Origin of the sequence: Pseudobutyrivibrio xylanivorans (assembly GCF_010906925.1) — a bacterium.
In the GTDB taxonomy this organism is placed as follows: Bacteria; Bacillota; Clostridia; order Lachnospirales; family Lachnospiraceae; genus Pseudobutyrivibrio.
On the sequence record NZ_VTVE01000001.1, the window covers coordinates 1,109,605 to 1,130,862 of the forward strand.

General features: G+C 38.3%; 19 protein-coding genes. 2 read left to right on the forward strand and 17 right to left on the reverse strand.

The window, feature by feature from the left end:
* Position 1: 1 nt before the first annotated feature.
* The 13 genes from prmA to F0Q01_RS05265 form a co-directional block, all read right to left on the reverse strand.
* Positions 2-958: a 50S ribosomal protein L11 methyltransferase gene (gene prmA, locus F0Q01_RS05205; RefSeq protein ID WP_090486945.1), complete on the reverse strand. Its 957-nt coding sequence runs from the start codon at positions 956-958 to the stop codon at positions 2-4.
* A gap of 147 nt (positions 959-1,105) precedes the next feature.
* Positions 1,106-1,975, reverse strand: coding sequence for a DUF2225 domain-containing protein (locus F0Q01_RS05210; protein ID WP_090486947.1), 870 nt, complete (start codon positions 1,973-1,975; stop codon positions 1,106-1,108).
* A gap of 47 nt (positions 1,976-2,022) precedes the next feature.
* A complete protein-coding gene (locus tag F0Q01_RS05215; RefSeq protein ID WP_090149414.1) occupies positions 2,023-3,687 on the reverse strand; it encodes a glutamine--tRNA ligase/YqeY domain fusion protein in 1,665 nt (554 codons plus the stop codon).
* Between the two features lie 73 nt (positions 3,688-3,760).
* A complete protein-coding gene (locus tag F0Q01_RS05220) occupies positions 3,761-4,636 on the reverse strand; it encodes a hypothetical protein (protein WP_205467952.1) in 876 nt (291 codons plus the stop codon).
* A 95-nt stretch (positions 4,637-4,731) separates the two neighbouring features.
* Positions 4,732-5,766 carry a galactose ABC transporter substrate-binding protein gene (locus tag F0Q01_RS05225; RefSeq protein WP_090486953.1) on the reverse strand — a complete coding sequence of 345 codons (1,035 nt, stop codon included), beginning with the start codon at positions 5,764-5,766 and terminating at the stop codon, positions 4,732-4,734.
* A gap of 9 nt (positions 5,767-5,775) precedes the next feature.
* Entirely contained in the window at positions 5,776-6,723 is a 948-nt protein-coding gene (locus F0Q01_RS05230) for a hypothetical protein (protein WP_090149405.1), read from the reverse strand.
* Positions 6,713-8,449, reverse strand: coding sequence for a sensor histidine kinase (locus F0Q01_RS05235; protein WP_330388698.1), 1,737 nt, complete (start codon positions 8,447-8,449; stop codon positions 6,713-6,715). The genes F0Q01_RS05230 and F0Q01_RS05235 overlap by 11 nt, the downstream gene beginning before the upstream one ends.
* A gap of 80 nt (positions 8,450-8,529) precedes the next feature.
* Positions 8,530-10,128, reverse strand: coding sequence for a response regulator transcription factor (locus F0Q01_RS05240; protein ID WP_090149399.1), 1,599 nt, complete (start codon positions 10,126-10,128; stop codon positions 8,530-8,532).
* A 192-nt stretch (positions 10,129-10,320) separates the two neighbouring features.
* A complete protein-coding gene (mmsB, locus tag F0Q01_RS05245; RefSeq protein WP_090486960.1) occupies positions 10,321-11,487 on the reverse strand; it encodes a multiple monosaccharide ABC transporter permease in 1,167 nt (388 codons plus the stop codon).
* On the reverse strand, positions 11,468-13,039 hold the full coding sequence (mmsA, locus tag F0Q01_RS05250; RefSeq protein WP_090149394.1) for a multiple monosaccharide ABC transporter ATP-binding protein: 1,572 nt from the start codon (positions 13,037-13,039) through the stop codon (positions 11,468-11,470). Before mmsA ends, mmsB begins: the two co-directional genes overlap by 20 nt.
* Before the next feature lie 82 nt (positions 13,040-13,121).
* Complete coding sequence (gene chvE, locus F0Q01_RS05255) at positions 13,122-14,261, reverse strand: multiple monosaccharide ABC transporter substrate-binding protein (RefSeq protein WP_090486962.1); 1,140 nt, start codon at positions 14,259-14,261, stop codon at positions 13,122-13,124.
* A 238-nt stretch (positions 14,262-14,499) separates the two neighbouring features.
* Positions 14,500-14,805 carry an AzlD domain-containing protein gene (locus F0Q01_RS05260; protein ID WP_090486965.1) on the reverse strand — a complete coding sequence of 102 codons (306 nt, stop codon included), beginning with the start codon at positions 14,803-14,805 and terminating at the stop codon, positions 14,500-14,502.
* On the reverse strand, positions 14,798-15,529 hold the full coding sequence (locus F0Q01_RS05265) for an AzlC family ABC transporter permease (RefSeq protein ID WP_090149385.1): 732 nt from the start codon (positions 15,527-15,529) through the stop codon (positions 14,798-14,800). Before F0Q01_RS05265 ends, F0Q01_RS05260 begins: the two co-directional genes overlap by 8 nt.
* A gap of 67 nt (positions 15,530-15,596) precedes the next feature.
* Here F0Q01_RS05265 and F0Q01_RS05270 point away from each other — a divergent pair, with 67 nt between their 5' ends.
* Positions 15,597-16,406: a hypothetical protein gene (locus F0Q01_RS05270; RefSeq protein WP_090486967.1), complete on the forward strand. Its 810-nt coding sequence runs from the start codon at positions 15,597-15,599 to the stop codon at positions 16,404-16,406.
* 128 nt (positions 16,407-16,534) lie between these two features.
* Here the strand turns inward: F0Q01_RS05270 and ilvC are convergent, their stop codons facing one another.
* The 3 genes from ilvC to F0Q01_RS05285 all read right to left on the reverse strand — a co-directional run bounded on the left by ilvC (position 16,535) and on the right by F0Q01_RS05285 (position 18,957).
* Complete coding sequence (gene ilvC, locus F0Q01_RS05275; RefSeq protein WP_090149379.1) at positions 16,535-17,563, reverse strand: ketol-acid reductoisomerase; 1,029 nt, start codon at positions 17,561-17,563, stop codon at positions 16,535-16,537.
* A 57-nt stretch (positions 17,564-17,620) separates the two neighbouring features.
* Positions 17,621-18,121, reverse strand: coding sequence for an acetolactate synthase small subunit (ilvN, locus tag F0Q01_RS05280; RefSeq protein WP_090149376.1), 501 nt, complete (start codon positions 18,119-18,121; stop codon positions 17,621-17,623).
* Positions 18,122-18,300: 179 nt separating this feature from the next.
* The gene (locus tag F0Q01_RS05285; RefSeq protein ID WP_090486969.1) at positions 18,301-18,957 is read right to left on the reverse strand and encodes a 4'-phosphopantetheinyl transferase family protein; all 657 of its coding nucleotides are present in this window, start codon (positions 18,955-18,957) and stop codon (positions 18,301-18,303) included.
* Between the two features lie 108 nt (positions 18,958-19,065).
* On the opposite strand from F0Q01_RS05285, the gene F0Q01_RS05290 reads away from it, so the two are divergent.
* A complete protein-coding gene (locus tag F0Q01_RS05290; RefSeq protein ID WP_163927152.1) occupies positions 19,066-20,229 on the forward strand; it encodes a glycosyltransferase in 1,164 nt (387 codons plus the stop codon).
* On the opposite strand, the gene F0Q01_RS05295 is transcribed toward F0Q01_RS05290, so the two are convergent.
* Positions 20,226-21,200: an aldolase catalytic domain-containing protein gene (locus F0Q01_RS05295; protein ID WP_090149365.1), complete on the reverse strand. Its 975-nt coding sequence runs from the start codon at positions 21,198-21,200 to the stop codon at positions 20,226-20,228. The two genes, F0Q01_RS05290 and F0Q01_RS05295, sit on opposite strands and share 4 nt — an antisense overlap.
* Positions 21,201-21,258: the final 58 nt, after the last annotated feature.

Here is a 21,258-nt window from a genome sequence, read left to right on the forward strand (position 1 = left end):
ATTATTTACGTGCGGTGATATTTACCCACTCACCTTGATGGTTTATTTCAACAATAGTAAGTCCAACAGCTTCCAACGCTTCCTTAACTTCATTTTCCTTAAAATCGATAATTCCAGAAGAAATAAAGTAAGCGTCCTTTTTCATTGTAGGCGGAATAGCTGGAGCCATAGCAATAATGATATCTGCCAAAATATTAGCAACTACCACATCATATTTTTCATATCCTACCTTGTCCTGCAAATCCTTGTCGTCGATAAGATTGCCAACATAGAAATCACCAGATGATTTATCAATATGATTAACCTGGAAATTCTCATAGGTAGAAGCAATACAGTCCTCATCAATATCTGTACCAACAAGATGACATTGTCCGTTTAAAAGCTTGCTTGCTATAATTGAAAGAATGCCGCTTCCACATCCAATATCAAGAATTTCATCCCCTGGCTTGAGATACTTTTTCAGCTGTCTAATACAAAGCTGAGTGGTCTCATGCTTGCCAGTACCAAATGAAACGCCAGGATCAATCTCCACAAAGATTTTGCCCTCATCGGAAGCTTGAAGCTCCTCCCAAGTAGGCTTGATTAAAATGTCATCAATATAGAAAGACTTAAAGAACTGCTTCCAGTTGTTAATCCAATCCTCTTGTTTTGTAACAGATGTATCAATGGTGCCCTCGCCTATATCCATTACGTCCTTAAGCTCTGCTAAAGATGTCTTTACCTGAGATAATAAAACCTCATGGTCCTCTTCATCAGATAAATAAAAGCAGACTTTTGACAAACCTAAATCCTCTGGTAAATCAGGCTGAAGCTCTTCAAACTCTCCACCCTGCTTGTCTCCAGAAACAGGAACATTATTTTCTATCTCAATAGAATCAATACCAAGTTCCATAAGTGAAGCGCTGACAAAATCCTCGGCTTCTGTAGTTGTATTAATCGAATATTTAATCCAGTTCATATTCTTCTCCTTTTACGGGAAAGCAGGGCCATTTATAATTGCTTACAGCAATGATCCTACTGTTGGAAACAGGTGCTCCCCTATTTCCATATAACAACAAAAATCACATATCAAGGAATCCCTTGATATGTGGTCTTATCAAAAATATTATGATTGTGCCTTAGCAGCAGCGGCCTTAGCAGTAATCTCATCCTTAAGGTCAACACACTTGTCCTTAAGCTTGCGAGATGTGCTAGGGGACTGAATAAGTCTAGCTATAAGTTTCATAGCTGCATCGTACTGCTTGTAGTGCATAGACATGTTGGCAAGCATAAACTCAACAGCCTCTGAAGCCATACCGCAATATGGTGGAGTCTCTGAAGATACTGCCTTCATGAATCCCTCGTATGCCTGCTTATAGAAGCCTTCATGCTCTTTTTTAACCAGCTCTACCACCTTAGGATCTGCATCCTTTTGTCCCTGCAATTCCTTGAGCTGGGCACGGCGAAGCCAAGCTATCTTAAGACAAACATAAGCCTTTTCTGACATCTTAGCACGCTTTTTAAGTGTACAAATAAGAGCGAGCTTAAATTTCTCTACTGAATAATCATAAGAATATATATCAGGAAGTGTCTCACCTATCTGAGGCTTGAAACTAGGACAAAACTCAGCACGGATAAGCTTAACTCTAGCTGTATCTATCTTAGAGAATGTGGTATCAAGGGCTGAATAGCCACAATGTGGGCATGATATAAAGTCATATTTGCACTTGTCAACATACTCATAATTAGGTCTCAAGTCGAAATCAGGCTCAAGACGCTTAAGCTTTGTAGCAAGAACAGCCTTGATAGGGAATTCCTTATCACATACAGGACATCTAACCTTTTTATCAAGTATAAAGTCCTTTTCTTCCTTTACAACCGGTGCTGCAGCCTGACCAGACTGAGTAGCCCCTGCCTTTTGCTTTTCATCGGCTAAAATATCAAGCTCCCCATCCATTGAGAAGCCAAATTTTTCCATTCCTGAAAGTAAATTCATAATACGTCCTTTAACTAAAAACTAATTAGTTGGTAACAGTTAAATGCTTATTTTGTAATTTTATAAGAGCTCTTAAGGGAAACGATACGATTGAATACTAAAGCATCTGGCTTAGAATCCTTAGAATCAACACAGAAGAATCCCTGTCTCACAAACTGGAAGCTATCATATGCCTTAGCATCCTTAAGAGATGGCTCTACAAGGCAATCTTTAAGAACTGTAAGGGAGTTTGGATTAAGATTCAAACTACCATCTTCATTATACACTCCTTTTTCTTCGTCCACAATGTTTTCGTAGAGGCGCACTTCAGCCTTTAAAGCCGTCTTAGCTGCTACCCAGTGGATTGTTCCCTTAACCTTTCTACCGTCTGGAGCGTCGCCGCCCTTAGTAGCTGGGTCATATGTACAATGAATGCAAGTTACCTTACCATTCTCATCAGTCTCGTAAGATGTACAAGTAACGAAGTATGCGTTCATAAGGCGAACTTCGTTGCCTGGATATAATCTAAAGTATTTCTTAGGAGGCTCAATCATGAAGTCCTCTCTATCAATGTAAAGCTCCTTACCAAATGGCACCTGACGGCTACCAAGCTCAGGATTCTCAAGGTTGTTAGGAGCATCAAGCCACTCAACATCATCACTGTCGTAATTATCAATAACAAGCTTGACTGGATCAAGAACTGCCATAACACGGCTACGGCTTGTCTTTAAATCCTCTCTGATACAATACTCAAGCATTGCATAGTCAGAAGACGAATTAGCCTTAGATACTCCTGAAAGCTCTACAAACTTCTGAATTGAAGAAGGAGTAAATCCTCTTCTACGAAGAGCTGCGATAGATACAAGACGAGGATCGTCCCAACCATCTACAATACCATCTTCAACAAGCTTTTTAATGTATCTCTTACCAGTAACAACATTTGTAAGGTACATCTTAGCAAACTCAATCTGGCGTGGTGGATTAGCAAATCCTGCAGACTTAACTACCCAATCATAAAGAGGTCTGTGATCCTCAAACTCAAGTGTACAGATTGAATGTGTAATATTCTCGAAAGCATCCTCAAGTGGATGTGCAAAATCGTACATTGGGTAGATGCACCACTTATCACCTGTGTTGTGATGTGTCATGTGGGCAACTCTGTAAAGGATTGGATCACGCATATTGATATTAGGAGATGCCATATCAATCTTTGCACGAAGTGTATGGCTTCCATCCTCGTATTTACCATTTTTCATATCTTCAAACATCTGAAGATTCTCTTCTACGCTACGATTACGGTTAGGATCTTCCTTACCAGGGTGCTCAAAATCACCTCTAAACTCTCTCATCTCATCAGCAGAAAGATCAGATACATAGGCAAGACCCTTCTTAATAAGGTCCACAGCCACCTCATACATCTTGTCAAAATAGTTTGATGCAAAATAAAGGTGGTCGCCCCAATCAGCACCAAGCCACTTAATGTCAGCCTTGATTGAATCAACGAACTCTACCTTTTCTTTTGTAGGATTAGTGTCATCAAATCTCATGTGGAACTCACCATTGTATTTCTTAGCGAGACCGTAATTTAAGATGATTGACTTAGCATGTCCAATATGTAAATAACCATTTGGCTCTGGTGGGAAACGTGTACAAACGTGGTCGTATACACCCTCCTTAAGATCCTTATCGATTTCAAGCTCGATAAAATTTTTGCTAACTACTTCTTCACTCATTTTACTAATATTTCCTTCCCATTATTTTTGCATCGAATATCTGCCATAAATGACAGCCTAAAAATCAAAGTAATTACTTAACGTGAGTATGAGTAAATAAATGGTCGCTGCAATACTCATAGTTACCATTGCACTTACTGCAGAATCTAAACTCTAATTCTGGATTAGTAATCTCTGTGCGTCCACAAACAGCACATTTATGCTTTGCAATAGGGGTGCCATCCCGATAAGCAGTTCTAGGTGGTGTGACCTGACGCTTAAACTCAGCACGTCTGTGGATTTCCTTAGGATTGTATCTATTATATTTTCTAGTCATAAGCCAGAAAATAAAGAAATTCAAAAGTGAAGCAATGATAGGTACAGCGGCGCACCACTCTCCTGCACTAACATATTGGAATACATTAAATCCAACAATAGCAAGGTAGAAAATTGACATCCACTTCATCTTTATCGGAATAATAAAATATAAAAGCACCTGCATATCAGGAAAACATGCAGAAAAGGCCAAAAATATAGACAAATTAATATAATACGTACTGAAATATTGGCCGATTGAAAGTGGAATTACCCCTCCAAGCAAAGGTGGGAAAAAGAAATAAACAACAAATGCGCCTATTACTGTAAATATGATTCCACCCAATATATAAACGTTAAACTTGAAAGCACCCCATGTACGCTCTAGCACAGAACCTAGCTGGTAATAAAGCATAAACATGATGATAGTCCAAAGACTAAGACTACTAGGTGGTACAAGGACCCATGAAATTAATCTCCAAACCTGGCCCTGAAGAATAAGTTGTGGCTCCAATGTCATAAAACTAAGGTATGGCACTCCAGTAAATCTCTGTCCAAACAACAGTACATAACCAATTGCATATCCACATAAAAGGTAAATAATCAAATTGTTAATGGCATATTTACCTAGTTTTTTCTCTAATTTATCAAGCAAAATAACTATCCTCCGTTATTGTTCGCACACTTCTAGACATAATAATAGACTTTAAAGATTATAACCCTTTAAAGCCTATGTTATCAATAGGAATTTTATTCCTCTATGTACTCCTTTACATTGCTCCTATCTATCTTAATGTATGGAACATAGTAATATTTACCGTCCACTAGATTAATATCATCAGGGACCTTTCCATTTGCAGCAATTCCATATGCCATCTCAGCAATAACCCGGCCCTTAGCCTCAGCATTATTAAGAGCTGTCCCCTCAATGACTCCATCAGAAATATATTTCAATACTTCCTGGTCACCATTGACACCTACAATTAATGGCATGTTTTGAACTCTAAATATCTTCATAGCATCTACAGCTCCAAGAGCCATATTATCATCATTGGCAATTACAAGCTCAATTTGTCTCGGGTATCCCTGAAGAAGTGATGTAACCTTGGTTTGAGCCTGTTTTCTGTCCCAATTGGCTATTTCATCTCCCAATCGTTCCAGCTCGATTCCGCCATCTAAAATAGTCTCCACTGATACACGGCTGCGAATAATTGCATCCTGATGTCCCACTTCTCCTTCTAGCAAAATATATTGGATAACACCATCACCGCTAATATCAATTTCATCAAACCTCTTTTCAAGAGCAGAAAGAACAAGCTCCCCCTGAATCTTTCCGCTCTCTTCAGGCTCTGCACCTACGTAATAGAGTTTATCAAATCGCTTCAAATCATCCTCTACCAACTCTCGATTAAAGAAAACAATAGGTGTATCTGTAGATTTAGCAGTCTCAATTATCACAGATGGGTCAGTTCTATCTACAAGATTTACACATATTATGTCATAACCCTTTTCAATAAAATCCTCCACCTGGTCATTTTGAACCAGTTGATTTTGGCTGGAATATACAGTTGTTGTAACGATTTCAACATTCTGTCTATCCGCAATCTGGGTTAAGTTGTTTTCTATATTGTGTCTTATCTCTTCTGTAAATGGGTCAAACTCATTGTACATTGTAATTCCAACTTTTATAGTTCTAACTTCCTCCACATCATTATTTGGAAGATTGCATCCCCATATAAGTCCAACCACCAAAACAAAAACAATTAATAACGATACCTTTTTCATACCTTTATCCTATTTAACAAATGGAAACAGCACCTTTTCAAGTTCATCACTGTACATATTCTCTCTATCAGCTATGTAGTAAAGAGGCGCGTTAGAGGCCATATTTCCATACTCTTTTTTGTCTGTAATTTGCAAAACTGCCAGGAATCCCATCGAATAATCATCCTTGAAAGCAAGGGCATTAATTCCTTGAGAATCCAGGTAATATACTGCCTCCTGACTGTTATCAACCGAGAATACCTTTATATCTCTATTGATTCTCAATTTACCAGAAGCCGCTCCCTCCATGGTGTAATAATCAAGGGTAATTATCCCATCATAATTTCCTAGGATTTCTATGTTATATAAAGACTTTTTAATTACAGAAGGGTCAGAGGACATAAGCCTGTACTCCGCCTTAATTCCCTTGCTATCAAGATTCTCTATAAGGGACTCTTTAAGAGTATCCACATTGACATCTTCATGGGATGAAACAATGAGAATATTCTTGCAGTTATAATTAAAGGAAATATACCTGGAAAAATCAGTAGCTATAGCCTCATCATCTGCAACCACTCCATTTATAGTAGCGTTAAGAGCACCATTTCTCGCCAAAAACACTTTGTTAAAAAGCTGTCTTTCATTTATAAAAGAAATCATTGCAGGATAGTCGCTAGTGGCAACCACCGCATAGTCAGCCCCATCGTTAAAGGCTCTTAAAACAGCTTCCTGTTCACCTTCGCTTCCTAAATCCACAGGCACATTTACAAAATCTACTGATACGTCCTTATCAAGAGCAGCAGTCTCAGCTCCCGCCTTCATGCTCTCCCATTCATCTAAATTATCACCTGTAACAATAAAGGATATCTTTACCTCATCCTTTTGTGTATTGCTGTAAGTTAGATATATAAAAGTCTCTATCAACAGCAGGCAAAAGAAGGCTATTATGAAGCCGATAATAATTTTCCTATTTTTCACGACCTTCACCTCCCTGATATTCTTCCATAGTCATCTTAGGAAGATGAATTGTGGCTGTTGTTCCCACATCCAGCTCGCTTTCAAGAGTCAGTCCATACTCCTCCTTAAAGTAGAGGTTGATTCTCTGGTTGATATTCCAAAGACCAATTCCTGAGCCCTTGCCTTTTGACTGAGATTTATCCTTGAGAAGATTCTCCAAGGTTTCAGGTGGAATTCCCATTCCATTATCCCTAACCTCGATAAATATATCGCCGTCCTTCTCATATCCCACTATATCAATCACGCCCTCGTCATCATAATCGCCAACTGCGTGATATATGGCATTTTCAATTAACGGCTGAATAATAAGCTTTATTGTAATGCAATCCTCAATAGCTGGATCAATATCAATATTTGCCTCGAACTTGTTCTTATAGCGCACCTTTTGGATGGCAAGATAGTTTTTAGCATGAGTTATCTCGTCTTTTATTGTGATTATGTTATTACCCTTGCTAAGACTGATTCTAAACAGGGAGGCAAGGCTTGTAATCATGGAAATCGCCTCTGGATATTTTTCCGTCTCAATCATCCAGACAATTGAGTCCAGTGTATTGTAAAGGAAATGAGGATTAATCTGAGCCTGAAGCGCATTTAATTCGGATTTACGTTTTTCTTTTTGTTCCTTTACTCGCTCATCCATGATATTTCTCATTTGGACAACAAGAGATTTAATGGTCCTGCCCAGATGCCTAATCTCGTGGGAACCACCTATATATACCTGCTCAGCATCAAGCGCACCCTCTTCAATATCCTTGAGAGATGCCTCTAAACGCTTAATTGGATCAGTAACAATTTTAGAGATAATAACATTGCCAAATACTATTAAGAAAATGGTAAATGTAATTATAACCAACATAAAAACTCTAAGCTGATTATAGTCTCCTGTAAGCTCAGAAACAGGCACAACTGACACAATTTTCCATCCAGTATAGCCTATCGTCTTTACGATAACCGCTCTCTTATCTCCCTCAAATGTCTCTATATAATCCCCGTCATCGTAAGTGACATCAACCAAATTATTCTCTTTAACAAGGCCTGCATAAATAGCCTTTTGCTTAGGGTGATAGATTATCTCTCCATCTGAATCCACCAGATAAACGTATCCAGCGCCTCTTTCATTTACCCTTGAAAACATCTGCTCTATGGCAGAATAGTTCATATCTACAAGGAGAATACCTCTTCTTGTGTATCCCATAAAATTAAGATCCACACTACGGCTCAAGGAAACTACCCAGAAATATCTGTAGTTACTGCTCTCGAACATATTCTGTACATGTGGGGTTGAGAAATGAAAGTTCTCGATTTTCTCTTCAGTGTTTGTGAACCAATCCTGCTCAGTAAAATCAACGCCAGCTTTTCTAGTTGCAATTGGAGCAGCAGAAATAAGGGCACCATCCTGGGAAATGCAGGCGATACTTATGAGGCTGTCCTTATTGGCCTCATATAAAATATCCATTTCCTTGGTCATGGTGTCACTAGTAAGATCCATATTTTTGATGACACTGTAATACATACTATTAGAAATTCCCATCATATTTCTAAGATAGGAATTAAGATTCCAACTCATCTGGTCAACGACCTGCTTGTTATTATCAATTGCCGCCTGCTTGGCAGTGTTAATATAGTTGGTGTAAAAAGCAAATGCCATAAATGACATGCTAAGTATGGCAACTATAGTAAATGACAATGAAATAATAAGCTGAATGCTTCTTCTTTTGGAAGCTCTCTTGACCCGATGAAAATAATGTCTTAGGTCAAAGCGCTCCATTAATTACCTCTCTGCTGTCTATATTTTGATGGTGATATACCATAAGCTTTTTTAAATACATAGCTGAAATAATTTGGCTCCTCATAGCCAATCATTCCTGCAATCATATAGGCCTTCTCATCTGTGTTTTCCAGTAACTCAACTGCTTTTTTAAGACGAATATCAGTAAGATATGAAACAAAGCTAAGGCCCGTGTTTTTCTTGAACACCGACGAAAAATAGTTAGGGCTAACATTTAGATAAGTGCAAAGACTTTCAACAGAAATATCCGACTCTGTAAAATGCTCTGCAATAAATCCCTTGGCCTTTTCTATCATAAGTCCCGTGCTATCAAGTCTGGTTTTATTGACCATGTCTTTTACCTTAAAGCATCTGTCCTCAAACCACTTTTCCACCATATCAAGGGATTCTACCTTTTCCAAAAGTTCAAGTATGTCCTTGTCACCCTTTTCATCTTCAGAATTGATATCATATGTTCTAGCCAGCTTAATTATCTCAAAATAAGCCTCTAGGATTGAAAGCTTCAGCTGATAAAGAGCCACACCTTTTTGATGAAGATTGGAGAAAAACTCATGTATTGAACCCTTAAGTTCTTCTGGTGAACCAATCTTTATCTGCTTTAAAATCTGATTTACATTATCTGTCTCAAATAAGTTAATATGGGCACCCTTAGGTTCAACATCACCTATAGGAATAGCCTGGTTCTCATCTAAAAGTATTCTGTAGGCAGCTGCTTCTCCTGCGGATTTAAATGAGCTAAATAAATCCTTAAGCTCTGTAACCATACCACCAACACCTGCAGTTGTATTAGTCTGCAAAAGCTTGGCAGAAAGCTTACAAATTCTGTCTAAGTCTGTAACAAACTCATCGTACTCTTCAGCTCTCTCAAAGCATCCCAGCACAATCACATTGCCCAGATAATTAAGGCAATAATAATTAGCATGACCAGCAAGCCTCTCCTTGGCAAGCTGATTTAAAGAAACGCAAAGAAGACGCCTTGTATCGTTATTAATTTCATTTTGATTTTCAAAGGAAAGCTTTATTATGCCGACAGCATAGAAATTCCCCTCAATACCTTGTCCATAGTCTGCTGCTATCTCATTAATCCTATCAGGCTCAATATGGCCCTCTATAAGACCAATCAAAAACTGCTCTCTAAAAAAAGGAAAACTCTCCTGATAGTACTTCTCCAGAGTCTCCATATTGCGGCGCTTATCTACCTCGTCATCAAGACGCACCTTAATCCGAGCAAAAACCTGATAAAGCTCATCTGCATCTATTGGCTTTAAAATATATTCTTCAGCAGAAAGCTCGATTGCCTCCTTAGCATAGTCAAACTCATCATAGCCGGAAAAAATAACCACCTTAGTAGCTGGCAGCTGGGCCTTTAACTGCTTAGAAAACTCAAGTCCATTCATAAAAGGCATATTGACATCAGTCATTACAACATCTGGCTGAGTATCAAGGGCTCTCTCCAATGCATCTTGGCCATTTTCCGCAGTGGCCACCACATTGAATCCAAGCTCCTGCCAATTAATCTTTTTCTCGATGGCAAGGCGAACTTCCTCCTCGTCATCAACAAGCATAACATTGTACATAAATTATTCCCCCGAATACCTAAAACATGCCTAAATTATAGCAAAAATTGCTTCACAAGTATAGAAGAAATGGACCTAGGGGACGGAGTCAGTGGTCCATTTTCAAATAGCAAAATGGACCACTAACCCCGTCCCCCAGGTCCAAAAAAGCCGAGCAAGAAACTCCTGCCCGGCCTCTTTTAGGAACACAAATTAATTTTTCTTTCTCTTAGAAAGTACGTCCACTGTTACAGCGCCGAGAAGAACAGCACCTTTAACAATTTTCTGGATATCTGTTGACCATCCAAAAAGTGACATACCGTTGTTAAGGATACCCATTACGAAGGCACCGATTACTGCTCCGAGGATTGTACCAGAACCACCGGCTACGGCAGCACCACCGATGTAACATGATGCGATGGCATCCATTTCGAAACCATCACCAGCCTTTGGTGTTGAAGAACCGTTTCTTGCTGAAAGCACAATGCCTGCAATAGCTGAAAGTACACCCATGTTTGTGTATACCCAGAAGAATACTTTGTTTGTATCAATACCTGAAAGGTTAGCAGCTTTTCTGTTACCACCAAGAGCATAAATCTGACGGCCTGCTACTGTCTTTGTTGTAACGAAAGCATAGATACCAATGAGAATCACCATGATAAGAAGAACAAATGGAAGTCCATTGTATCTTGCAAGCTTGTAGAAGAAGAACCAAATAATGAAAAGTTCAATACCAAGCTTTAATACTGTCTGCCATGTAGGAGCAAGAGCAAAGTTGTATTTCTTCTTTGTCTTGATGCTCTTAAGCTCTGCCCAAACAAGAGCTACTGAAGCAATAATTGCAACAAAGATTGAAACTAAATCAAGGATTCCATCACCAAAGAAGATCTTATAAGTTGGGAGGAAACCAGCACCGATAAAGTTGTAGTTTGCAGGAAGAGGACCTTTAGTCTGTGCCTGCAAAAGTGTATAGGTAAGACCGCGGCCCATAAGCATTGTAGCAAGGGTAACTACGAATGGAGGGATGCTAAGGTAAGCAATAAAGAATCCTGCAAACATACCAACTAAAAGACCAATAGCAAGTGCTGCAATAATAGCAACCCACATATTCATCTTGTAGTCCATCATAACAATACCAGCAGAAGCACCACAAAGTGCAACTACAGAACCGACACCAAGGTCGACGTTACCAGTAAGTACGCAAAGCAACATACCGATAGCAAGGATAACAACGTAGCCGTTCTGCATAACTAAGTTGTTAATATTCATTGGTGTAAGGTTTTTACCGCCTGTAAGTGCAGCAAATATTAAATAAATAACAATAAGGGCAATGAACATGCCGTATTGTTTCATGTCTAAATTAACTCTCTTCTTTTCCATTTCCATCATCCTTTCTATTGTGTGCCATTACGCACTGCATAATCTTCTCCTGAGAAACTTCTGCGCTTGAAAGCTCTCCCGCAATTTCGCCTTCATTAATAACGTAGATTCTGTCACATGTACCAATTATTTCTGGCATTTCTGAAGAAATAACGATTACAGCTTTACCTGCTTTTGCAAGCTCATTAATGACACAATAAATCTCATATTTAGCACCGACATCAATACCACGAGTTGGCTCATCAAGGATAAGCACATCTGGCTGGGTAAGCATCCACTTAGCAAGTACAACCTTTTGCTGGTTACCACCTGAAAGAGAACCTACCACCTGATTGATGGAATTGGCTTTTACGTTAATTCTTTTTCTATATTCTTCAGCAGCTAAAATCTCATCGTTACCGTTAATTACACCTCTCTTAGAGAAGAATTTAGGACGAGCTGCAATAGTCATATTTTCTTTGATATCACCTATCAAATTAAGACCATTTGTCTTTCTATCCTCAGTAACATAAGCAAGCTTGTTGTTAATGGCATCTTTTACATTGTGGATAGTTACTTCCTCGCCATTAATCTTAACTGTTCCAGAGATTTTCTGTCCGTAGCTGTGTCCAAATACACTCATGGCAAATTCTGTACGACCAGCACCCATAAGTCCTGCAAGACCAACTACCTCTCCTGCTTTAACTTCGATGTTAATGTCTTTAAGAACCTGACGATCTGGATCGTCTGGATGGAATACATTCCAGTTCTTAACCTCAAAAATGGTGTCACCTATAGTAACTCCCTCTCTCACTGGATATCTGTTAGTAAGCTCACGACCTACCATTGCCTTAATAACTCTATCCTCAGAGAAATCATCAACTCCCTTAACGAGAGTTTCAATTGTCTTACCATCACGAATGACAGTAACTGCATCTGCTACATAACTAATCTCATTTAACTTATGTGAAATGATAATACATGTAATACCTTGTCTCTTAAGCTCAAGCATAATATCAAGAAGTTTTTTAGATTCCTCATCATTCAAAGCCGCTGTTGGCTCATCCAAGATAAGAAGTTCTACCTTCTTGGCCATTGCCTTTGCTATTTCTATTAACTGCTGCTTTCCAACACCAAGTGAATTAACTGGTGCATTAACGTTTTCATGTTCAAGACCAACCTTCGCAAGCATCTCTTGAGCTCTTTGTCTGGTCTTAGTCCAATCTATAACGCCCTTCATGGAAAGCTGTTCGTTTCCTAAGAATACATTTTCTGCGATTGAAAGAAGTGGAGATAAAGCAAGCTCCTGGTGAATGATTACAATACCTTTATGTTCCGAATCTCTAAGATTATGGAATCTACATACTTCACCATTGTATTCAACATCACCTTCATATGTTCCGTAAGGATAAACACCTGAGAGAACATTCATAAGTGTGGACTTGCCAGCACCATTCTCTCCACAAAGAGCATGGATTTCTCCCTTTTTTACTTGCAGATTAACATCATCAAGGGCTTTAACTCCAGAAAACTCTTTTGTGATATGTTTCATTTCCAAGATGTAATCTGACATTTTATTCTCCTTCTTTAAAAACTGTGGCGACTTAATGACTTAAGTCGCCACTATAATTACTTTTCTAATAAACTTTTATAAATTACTCTGCAAGCTGCTCTTCTGTGTAGTAACCACCATCAACGATGATTTCCTTGTAGTTGTCCTTATCTACTGCAACTGGTGTGCAAAGGTATGAAGGAACAACAAGCTTACCATTGTCATACTGCTCTTCATCATTGATCTCTGGCTCTGCGCCTTCAAGAACTGCCTGAACCATTGTTACGCACTTGTCAGCAAGGAGACGTGTATCCTTGTAGATTGACATTGTCTGAGAACCAGCGATGATGTTCTTTGTAGCCATAAGCTCAGCATCCTGACCTGTGATAAGTGGCCAATCCTTACCTACTGTGTAACCAGCACCTTCAAGAGCTGCCTTACATCCATAAGCAAAACCATCAAAAGCTGTAGCACAGATGTCTAACTTCTCATCAGCATAGAAACCTGTAAGGTAGTTCTCACAGTTCTGCTGTGCTGTCTCCTGAGACCATCTTAAGATACATGTATCTTCGAAAGATGTTCTACCTGACTTACATACTAATGTACCGTTGTCAAGGTATGGCTGAAGAACTTCCATAAGACCGTTGTAAAGCATTACAGCGTTGTTATCATCAGGTGAACCCATGAAGAACTCGATTGTATAAGTCTCATCTGTGTTAGCTAAGTCCTTAGCTTCCTCGATGTACTTACCAATTGCTGTACCAACACCCTTGTTATCGAATGTTGCATAGTAGCTTACAGCGTCTGTGTCCATAAGAAGACGGTCATAAGCGATGATAGGAATATTAGCTTCCTTAGCCTGCTGCTCAACGTTTACAAGAGCTGAAGAATCAACTGCTGCGATAACTAAGCAATCAGCGCCAGATGCGATCATGTTCTCGATCTGAGATACCTGAGCCTGTACATCATCCTCTGCGTACTGAAGATCAACTTCGTAACCTAAAGCTTCAAGCTTCTCTTTCATGTTGTTACCATCGTTAATCCATCTCTCAGAAGACTGAGTAGGCATTGCAACTGCAACTCTCTTTCCTGTAGATGCAGCTGGTGTAGATGCATCACCTGAGCCATCTGCTGTTGTAGCTGTACCATCTGCTGGCTGTCCGTTGTCAGCAGGGCCACATCCTACAGCTAACCCCATAGCCAATACTGCTGTGAGCATCAAACTTAGAATCTTTTTTTTCATTTTCTTCTCCTCCTAAAAGATTTGTAAGCAACTCATTGTTGCTTTTAACTATGATATGATTCTATCAACATAGTTTTTTGTAGAAAATATAAAATTCTATTTTCATTCTTAGAAATTCTACACAGTTTGGACACATTTATCAACAGTCCACTACAGCAAATTATCTATATATAAAAAAATCCCTAGGCACTTTCACTTAGTACCCTAGGGATTTTCAAAGTTTTATATGTATTTTTCCTTAAACTAAAATCAATTCTGATATAAAAACCACAGCACAACAAATGCAAGCCACTTTAAAAAGACTCATATTAAACCAGGCTGCAACTGTTCCACTTACGAGAGCCAATATTCCAGAAATCTTGCTCTGGGTGGCATCAATAATGGCAGGAAAAGTCATAACTGCCAATGTAACATAAGGAACATAGTATAAAAAGGATCTTATAAATCTGCTTTTAATAGGTTTTGTAAATAAGGTAACAGGAAGCACTCTTACAATGGTACTAACAATTCCCGCCACTAATATGTATATATATGTGTTAGTCATCGTCTTCTACCTCCGGATGTGGAAAAATAATAGCTGCAACTGAAGCAATCACAACTGTAAGAATAATAGTCTTAGTACCACTAGAAATACCTGAAAATATAGATGCTTTGGAAGCAATAAAGCTCAATATAAAACTGATAATAATAAGCACCGTAACTATCCGATGATTTCTAGCCTCAGGCATAATGCAAGCTAAAAACATTCCATATAAAGCTACTGAAAAAGCGCTAACTAATCTTATAGGCATCAGTTCTCCTGCTATAATTCCAAAGGCAGTGCCAAAAGACCATCCCAAAACAGCAATTAAAAAAGCTGCATAGTTATACAAAGGCTTAATATGCCCCGGTCTTTTGATGGTAATAGCAAACAGCTCATCAGTCACAGTAAATCCGACTAAAATCCTATGTAACATAGAAGTTTTAGAACTAAATTTCTGACTTAGCGCTGTAGACATCAGCATATATCTTGCATTAACAACTAATGTCATAATCGCCATCTCAACATAACCCGCACCAGCAGCAACTACCGTATATACTGCATACTCTCCAGCGCTGGCATGATTTAAAACAGAATTGATAAAGCCCTGAATCGGATTAAAATTAGATTTTCTGGCTATAATTCCAAGAGAAAAAGCAACCGCCAAATAACCTAGAGCAATCGGAAAACCATCTCTTATGCCCTCAATAAAAACTTGTTTATTAGATTTTGATTCAAAAGATTTCATAATTTTTTAATACTTTCATCTTCACAAAAGTGTACAATCATATATATAAATTATTTGGGAGGCAAATATGAAACCGGGAGTATTCATTGCCAAAAGAAAAAATGGTGAAGTCTATTATCGATGCAACATCACCTATAGTGGAAAACATATTAGTCTAGGAAGCTTCAACACAGAAAAAGAATGTAACCTCGCATATAAAGAAGCTTGGAAGATTCTAAAAGATACAAAAATAACTATTCTTAATCTGCAATCAACCATAAAATATCTAAAATTCGAAAAAGGTATCACCCTTCTTAATTTTAGAGACAATCAAATTTACATTAAGAATCCAATATATCTGCAAAAGAACTATTTCAACTATTATCTCACTCCAGGCACTGTCCTAAAGTTTGATAATGATGATTTATTCTATTATTCTAGCCATAAGATTCAAAATCGTGGCGGTCACATGTTTGTAAGCGATTACGGCTTGCAGTACAACATATTAGGCCGCTATGGAATCAAGCCTTATGCCATAAAAGGCAAGGATTATTCTTTTGCCAATGGAGACGAAACTGATTATCGCTACTCCAATATTATCATAATCAACAAATATCACGGTGTATTTAAAGAAATAAAAAGAGGCAAGCCAATATATACTGCTAAAATACATCTGAACGGCGACTTTATCGTAGGACGATACAGTACAGAAGCCACAGCAGCTGTAGCATACAACAAAGCAGTTGATTTGTGTAAAGCTCGAGGAATGACCAAATCATTCCCAACTAATTTCATAACCGAATACACCCCTAGAGAATATGCTGACATATATACGGAAATTAAAATATCATCTCACCTATATAAGTTTTTCAAAAACAAAAACTTTAGAGATGCCTAGATCAATATGAAACGAATAAGTATCTTAAATATTTAGTCAAAAATAGCCACCCCTAGCTATCAAGCTCATAATATTGCTAAGCAATACCTGAGGCTTAATAGCATAACGAGGTGGCTCATTTATTATTCTTAGTTGTTGATGAACTTATCCTCTTCGTTGTTCCATGAGTAAAGCTTACGAACTTCCTCGCCAACCTTCTCTGATGGATGCTCAGCAGCAAGCTTTCTCATAGCTGAGAAGTGTACCTGACGACCAGCTGGTGACATATCAAGAAGGAATTCCTTAGCAAATGAACCATCCTGGATATCTGAAAGAATCTGCTTCATAGCCTTCTTTGTATCCTCTGTGATGATCTTTGGTCCTGTGATGTAATCACCGTACTCAGCTGTGTTAGAGATAGAATATCTCATTCCTGCGAAACCTGACTGATAGATAAGGTCAACGATGAGCTTCATCTCGTGGATACACTCAAAGTATGCATTTCTTGGATCGTAACCAGCCTCAACAAGAGTCTCGAAACCAGCCTGCATAAGTGCACAAACACCACCGCAAAGTACTGCCTGCTCACCAAAGAGGTCTGTCTCTGTCTCTGTTCTGAATGTAGTCTCAAGAACACCAGCTCTAGCACCACCAATACCAAGTGCATATGCAAGTGCAAGCTCAAGAGCCTTACCTGTAGCATCCTGCTCTACAGCTACAAGACAAGGAACACCCTTGCCAGCAAGGTACTCAGAACGTACTGTGTGACCAGGTCCCTTAGGTGCGATCATAGTAACATCAACATCAGCTGGTGGCTTGATGCAACCAAAGTGAATATTGAAACCGTGAGCAAACATAAGCATGTTACCAGCCTCAAGGTTTGGCTCGATATCCTTCTTATACATATCAGCCTGCTTCTCATCGTTGATAAGAATCATGATGATATCAGCCTTCTTAGCAGCCTCTGCTGCTGTATAAACTGTAAGGCCCTGCTTCTCTGCCTTAGCCCATGACTTTGAACCCTCATAAAGTCCGATAATAACATCGCAACCACTCTCCTTAAGGTTGAGTGCGTGTGCGTGACCCTGGCTACCATAACCAATAATAGCTATTGTCTTACCTTTCAATAATGAAAGATTGCAATCTTCCTGATAATAGATTTTTGCTTCCTGTGACATTTCAATATCCTCCTATTTATTATATAAATTATATTTACCTATATTAAAGAAACTAATCTACAGAATAACTACATCATCTGTACCACGGCTAAGTCCTGTAAGACCTGTACGTGCAAGCTCTAAAATATCGTATGCTCCAAGCATATCTAAGAACGCCTCAAGCTTATCCTGATTTCCTGTAACCTCAAGAATCATAGAATCATGTGTGACATCTACAACCTTACCATGGAAAATCTCTACGATAGTAAGAACGTCCTGTCGCTCCATATTAGTAGCTGAAATCTTAACAAGCATAAGTTCTCTCTTAACAGACATGCCATGCTCTAATACCTTGACATCAACCACCTCTGTAAGTTTTGAAACTTGCTTTTCAATCTGCTCGAGAATCATCTCGTCTCCATGTGTCACTATAGTAACTCTAGTGTATCTAGGGTCTGCTGTAACACCCGCTGAAAAACTATCGATGTTGTAACCTCTGCGTGAAAATAAGCCAGAAATGCGACTTGTAAGACCTGGTGTGTTCTCTACAAGAATAGATAGAACCTTCTTAGACTCCATAAATAAATATACTCCTAACAACAAAAAATTTTCCACTTTAGTGGTTTACAGTATAAAATCATTAAAAAAATTCTATCACAAACAAATACAATGTCAACCCAAATATAGCCCAAATATAATCCAAATATAAAAAAAGCTCTGTCAGCTGTCAAAAGCTACAGAGCTTACGCAAAACATATTTAATAATACTTTCCATCATAAGGATTAAACAGTCCCATTTGAATCTGCTGTCTATTGTCCTCATAGCAAAGAGTAATATAAAAATCTCTAAATTCAAAGCCTTGCTTAGTCCATTCTATCTTACCCTTCTCACAATCGCAGTACTCACTATAATCCACCCACTGAAGAATCTGCATAAGCGGTCTATCCATCATCTTGCTAGTGGCCTCCTTAAAGGTCCATACCTCAGTAAATTTTTTATTTAACTCATTCTTTTTTACTGATTCTAAATATTCTAAATCATATTTAGTAAAAAATCTTTTTACCAAATCCGGATCATAAGGCCTAATTCTTTCTACATCAATTCCAACAGGCTTGTCAGAAATAGCTGCAACTGCAAAGAAATTAGAATGGGAAATACTAAACTCCACATTTTTAGGCTGTATAAAAATTGGCTTCCCTTGGGATGTGGTGGAATAGACATAAGGTCTTTGGATATGATTTTCCCAGAGTAATTTTTCAAGAAGATGCGCAGCTCCAAGTCGCTCACATTTCCCCTTAAGTGTTTTAGCCTCGTCAACATGAGCCCTTCTTTGCGGACTAATCATGTCGTATACTTCGTCAAATATAAAAGGATTTTGTAGTGGTTCACAATTGTACGCTGCCGCCTTTATCATAATTCATCCCCCGTGATTATCTCTAATAATATGATATCACAATAAAAAATAAGTATGGTAAAATTAAGAAGAATTAAAAAACTTTTCACACTTATTAAGAGGCAAGTTATGAAAATACTTATATTTGAAATGAAAACTGTTTGTTATAATTCATATCTTTATTTTGGAGATGCCCTAGGAAATGCTCTTACAGCCCTAGGTCACAGTGTAGAATACTTCAAAATAGACGAGGACGCCCTTGACGATTTAGAAAGATACGTCGGCACATCCTACGACCTTTTAATTGATTTTAATTCAGACTTACCTCGAGCACTTATGGACGATGATTCGTACTTTCTCGACCATATCGATGCACCATTTTTCGATGTAATTTTAGATCACCCACTGTACCATCACGATACATTGAAAAATAAGCTGAAGAATTTCCATGTGGTCTGTTTGGACGAAAGACATAAAGAATATATTCAAAAGTACTATCCTCATATTAAATCCGTAACAGTGACTCCTATGACAGGTGAGCTAGCATTTGGTCAGGACTCAATCGCCTGGGATAATTATGAGACTCGTCCATACGATATTATTTTTTCAGGCACTTACACAGATCCTACCAGAATAGAGACTGCCATAAACAAAATGCCAGAATTAATAAGCAATAATGTCTATGAGCTGATTGATATGATGAAGGTAGACAACAGTCTTACTATAGAAGATGCGGTTGATAGATTGGCTGAAAATGAATTCTATGACTATATCAATTCAGACAAGCCTCTTCACACTCAGATATTCTATCTAGCCGATACGTATATACGGTGTATTAACCGAAAAAAGCTAGTGCAGGCCCTAGATAGATGTAATAGTAAAATCCATCTTTTTGGAGGTCTATGGGAAGAATTAGAGCTAAAAAATGCAGTGATTCACAAAGAGATACCTTTCAATCTCACATTTACCGTATTTGCGAAATCAAAAATATCAATCAATATAATGCCTGGATTCAAGGCCGGAAGTCACGACAGGGTATTTTCTGCCCAGTTAAATGGTGCAGTTAGCCTTACAGACCCTACCACATTACTTCTTGACGAATATAGAGATAATGAAAACATTCTATTTTTTGATTTAGATAATATTGATGATGTAACTGATAAGGTTAACAGCTCACTATCGGATTTAGGCACACTAAAAAAAATAGCCCAAGCAGGCTATGAGATTTCCTCTCATAAGCATACTTGGACCAATATTGCAAAAATAATAATAAGTGCTATTAACAGGGATTAATCCAAATTAAGCATCTCCTGATAGAATGCGAAGTAATCCTTTCTAGCCTGCTTAGTAAATTCAATAGCAGTTCTAGGATGCTGGTTTAAAAGTCCTGTTGTAAGATACTGCATATCGTATCCCCATACAACGCCCTGTTCCTTAAGAGGCATCATATAGTCCTCTACAAATTTAATAGCATATCTCTCCTTATATTTTGGATTCTTAAGGAAGCCCAAAAGGAGCTCCATAGCGCAGTTACCTGCTCCACGACCCATAGAATTATAGGTAGCATCAAGAAAATCTACATTATCACCGCAAGCCTCAATAGTATTAGCAAATGCAAGCTTCTGATTGTCATGAGCATGCATACCAACCTTTTTGCCATATTTTGCAGCTGCATTGCAGTATAAATCTGCGATACGCTCAATCTGCTCTGGATATAATGAACCATAGCTATCTACAATATAAACACATGAGATAGGTGTCTGGCATACAATATCAAGAGCTGCCTTAATGTCCTCTTTTGAAGAAGTAGATATGGCCATGATATTACATGTAGTCTCATATCCCTTTTTGTCAGCATCTTCAATCATCTCTACTGCACCAGGAAGCTGGTGTAAATAAGTAGCTACACGAATTAAATCAACAGGGCTCTCTGCCTTTGGATGAATATCTTCCTTGTAGTTACATCTTCCAACATCTGCCATAATGGCAATCTTAAGATCTGTGTCGTTATCACCAACGATTTTTCTAATATATTCATCAGATGAAAACTTCCATGGTCCAAATTTTGACTCATCGAACTGTTCCTTATCAGCACGATAACCCATCTCCATGTAGTCGACTCCTGCCTTGATATTAGTTAAATAAAGAGCCTTTGCAAACTCATCAGAAAAATAAAAGTCATTAACAAGACCTCCATCTCTAAGTGTTGCATCAACTACACGTATGCTCTCTCGTACCTCGAGAAGCTTTGAAACCTCTTTCATCTTATGTCCTCCATTCACTTTAGCGATTAAAAGCATTAAAGCGATTATACGACTAAAA

Coding starts and splice junctions, on each gene's coding strand:
- prmA (WP_090486945.1), bottom strand. CDS start 958: ATGAACTGGATTAAATATTCGATTAATACAACTACAGAAGCCGAGGAT.
- F0Q01_RS05210 (WP_090486947.1), bottom strand. CDS start 1,975: ATGAATTTACTTTCAGGAATGGAAAAATTTGGCTTCTCAATGGATGGG.
- F0Q01_RS05215 (WP_090149414.1), bottom strand. CDS start 3,687: ATGAGTGAAGAAGTAGTTAGCAAAAATTTTATCGAGCTTGAAATCGAT.
- F0Q01_RS05225 (WP_090486953.1), bottom strand. CDS start 5,766: ATGAAAAAGGTATCGTTATTAATTGTTTTTGTTTTGGTGGTTGGACTT.
- F0Q01_RS05240 (WP_090149399.1), bottom strand. CDS start 10,128: ATGTACAATGTTATGCTTGTTGATGACGAGGAGGAAGTTCGCCTTGCC.
- mmsB (WP_090486960.1), bottom strand. CDS start 11,487: ATGGAAAAGAAGAGAGTTAATTTAGACATGAAACAATACGGCATGTTC.
- mmsA (WP_090149394.1), bottom strand. CDS start 13,039: ATGTCAGATTACATCTTGGAAATGAAACATATCACAAAAGAGTTTTCT.
- chvE (WP_090486962.1), bottom strand. CDS start 14,261: ATGAAAAAAAAGATTCTAAGTTTGATGCTCACAGCAGTATTGGCTATG.
- F0Q01_RS05260 (WP_090486965.1), bottom strand. CDS start 14,805: ATGACTAACACATATATATACATATTAGTGGCGGGAATTGTTAGTACC.
- F0Q01_RS05265 (WP_090149385.1), bottom strand. CDS start 15,529: ATGAAATCTTTTGAATCAAAATCTAATAAACAAGTTTTTATTGAGGGC.
- F0Q01_RS05270 (WP_090486967.1), top strand. CDS start 15,597: ATGAAACCGGGAGTATTCATTGCCAAAAGAAAAAATGGTGAAGTCTAT.
- ilvC (WP_090149379.1), bottom strand. CDS start 17,563: ATGTCACAGGAAGCAAAAATCTATTATCAGGAAGATTGCAATCTTTCA.
- ilvN (WP_090149376.1), bottom strand. CDS start 18,121: ATGGAGTCTAAGAAGGTTCTATCTATTCTTGTAGAGAACACACCAGGT.
- F0Q01_RS05285 (WP_090486969.1), bottom strand. CDS start 18,957: ATGATAAAGGCGGCAGCGTACAATTGTGAACCACTACAAAATCCTTTT.
- F0Q01_RS05290 (WP_163927152.1), top strand. CDS start 19,066: ATGAAAATACTTATATTTGAAATGAAAACTGTTTGTTATAATTCATAT.
- F0Q01_RS05295 (WP_090149365.1), bottom strand. CDS start 21,200: ATGAAAGAGGTTTCAAAGCTTCTCGAGGTACGAGAGAGCATACGTGTA.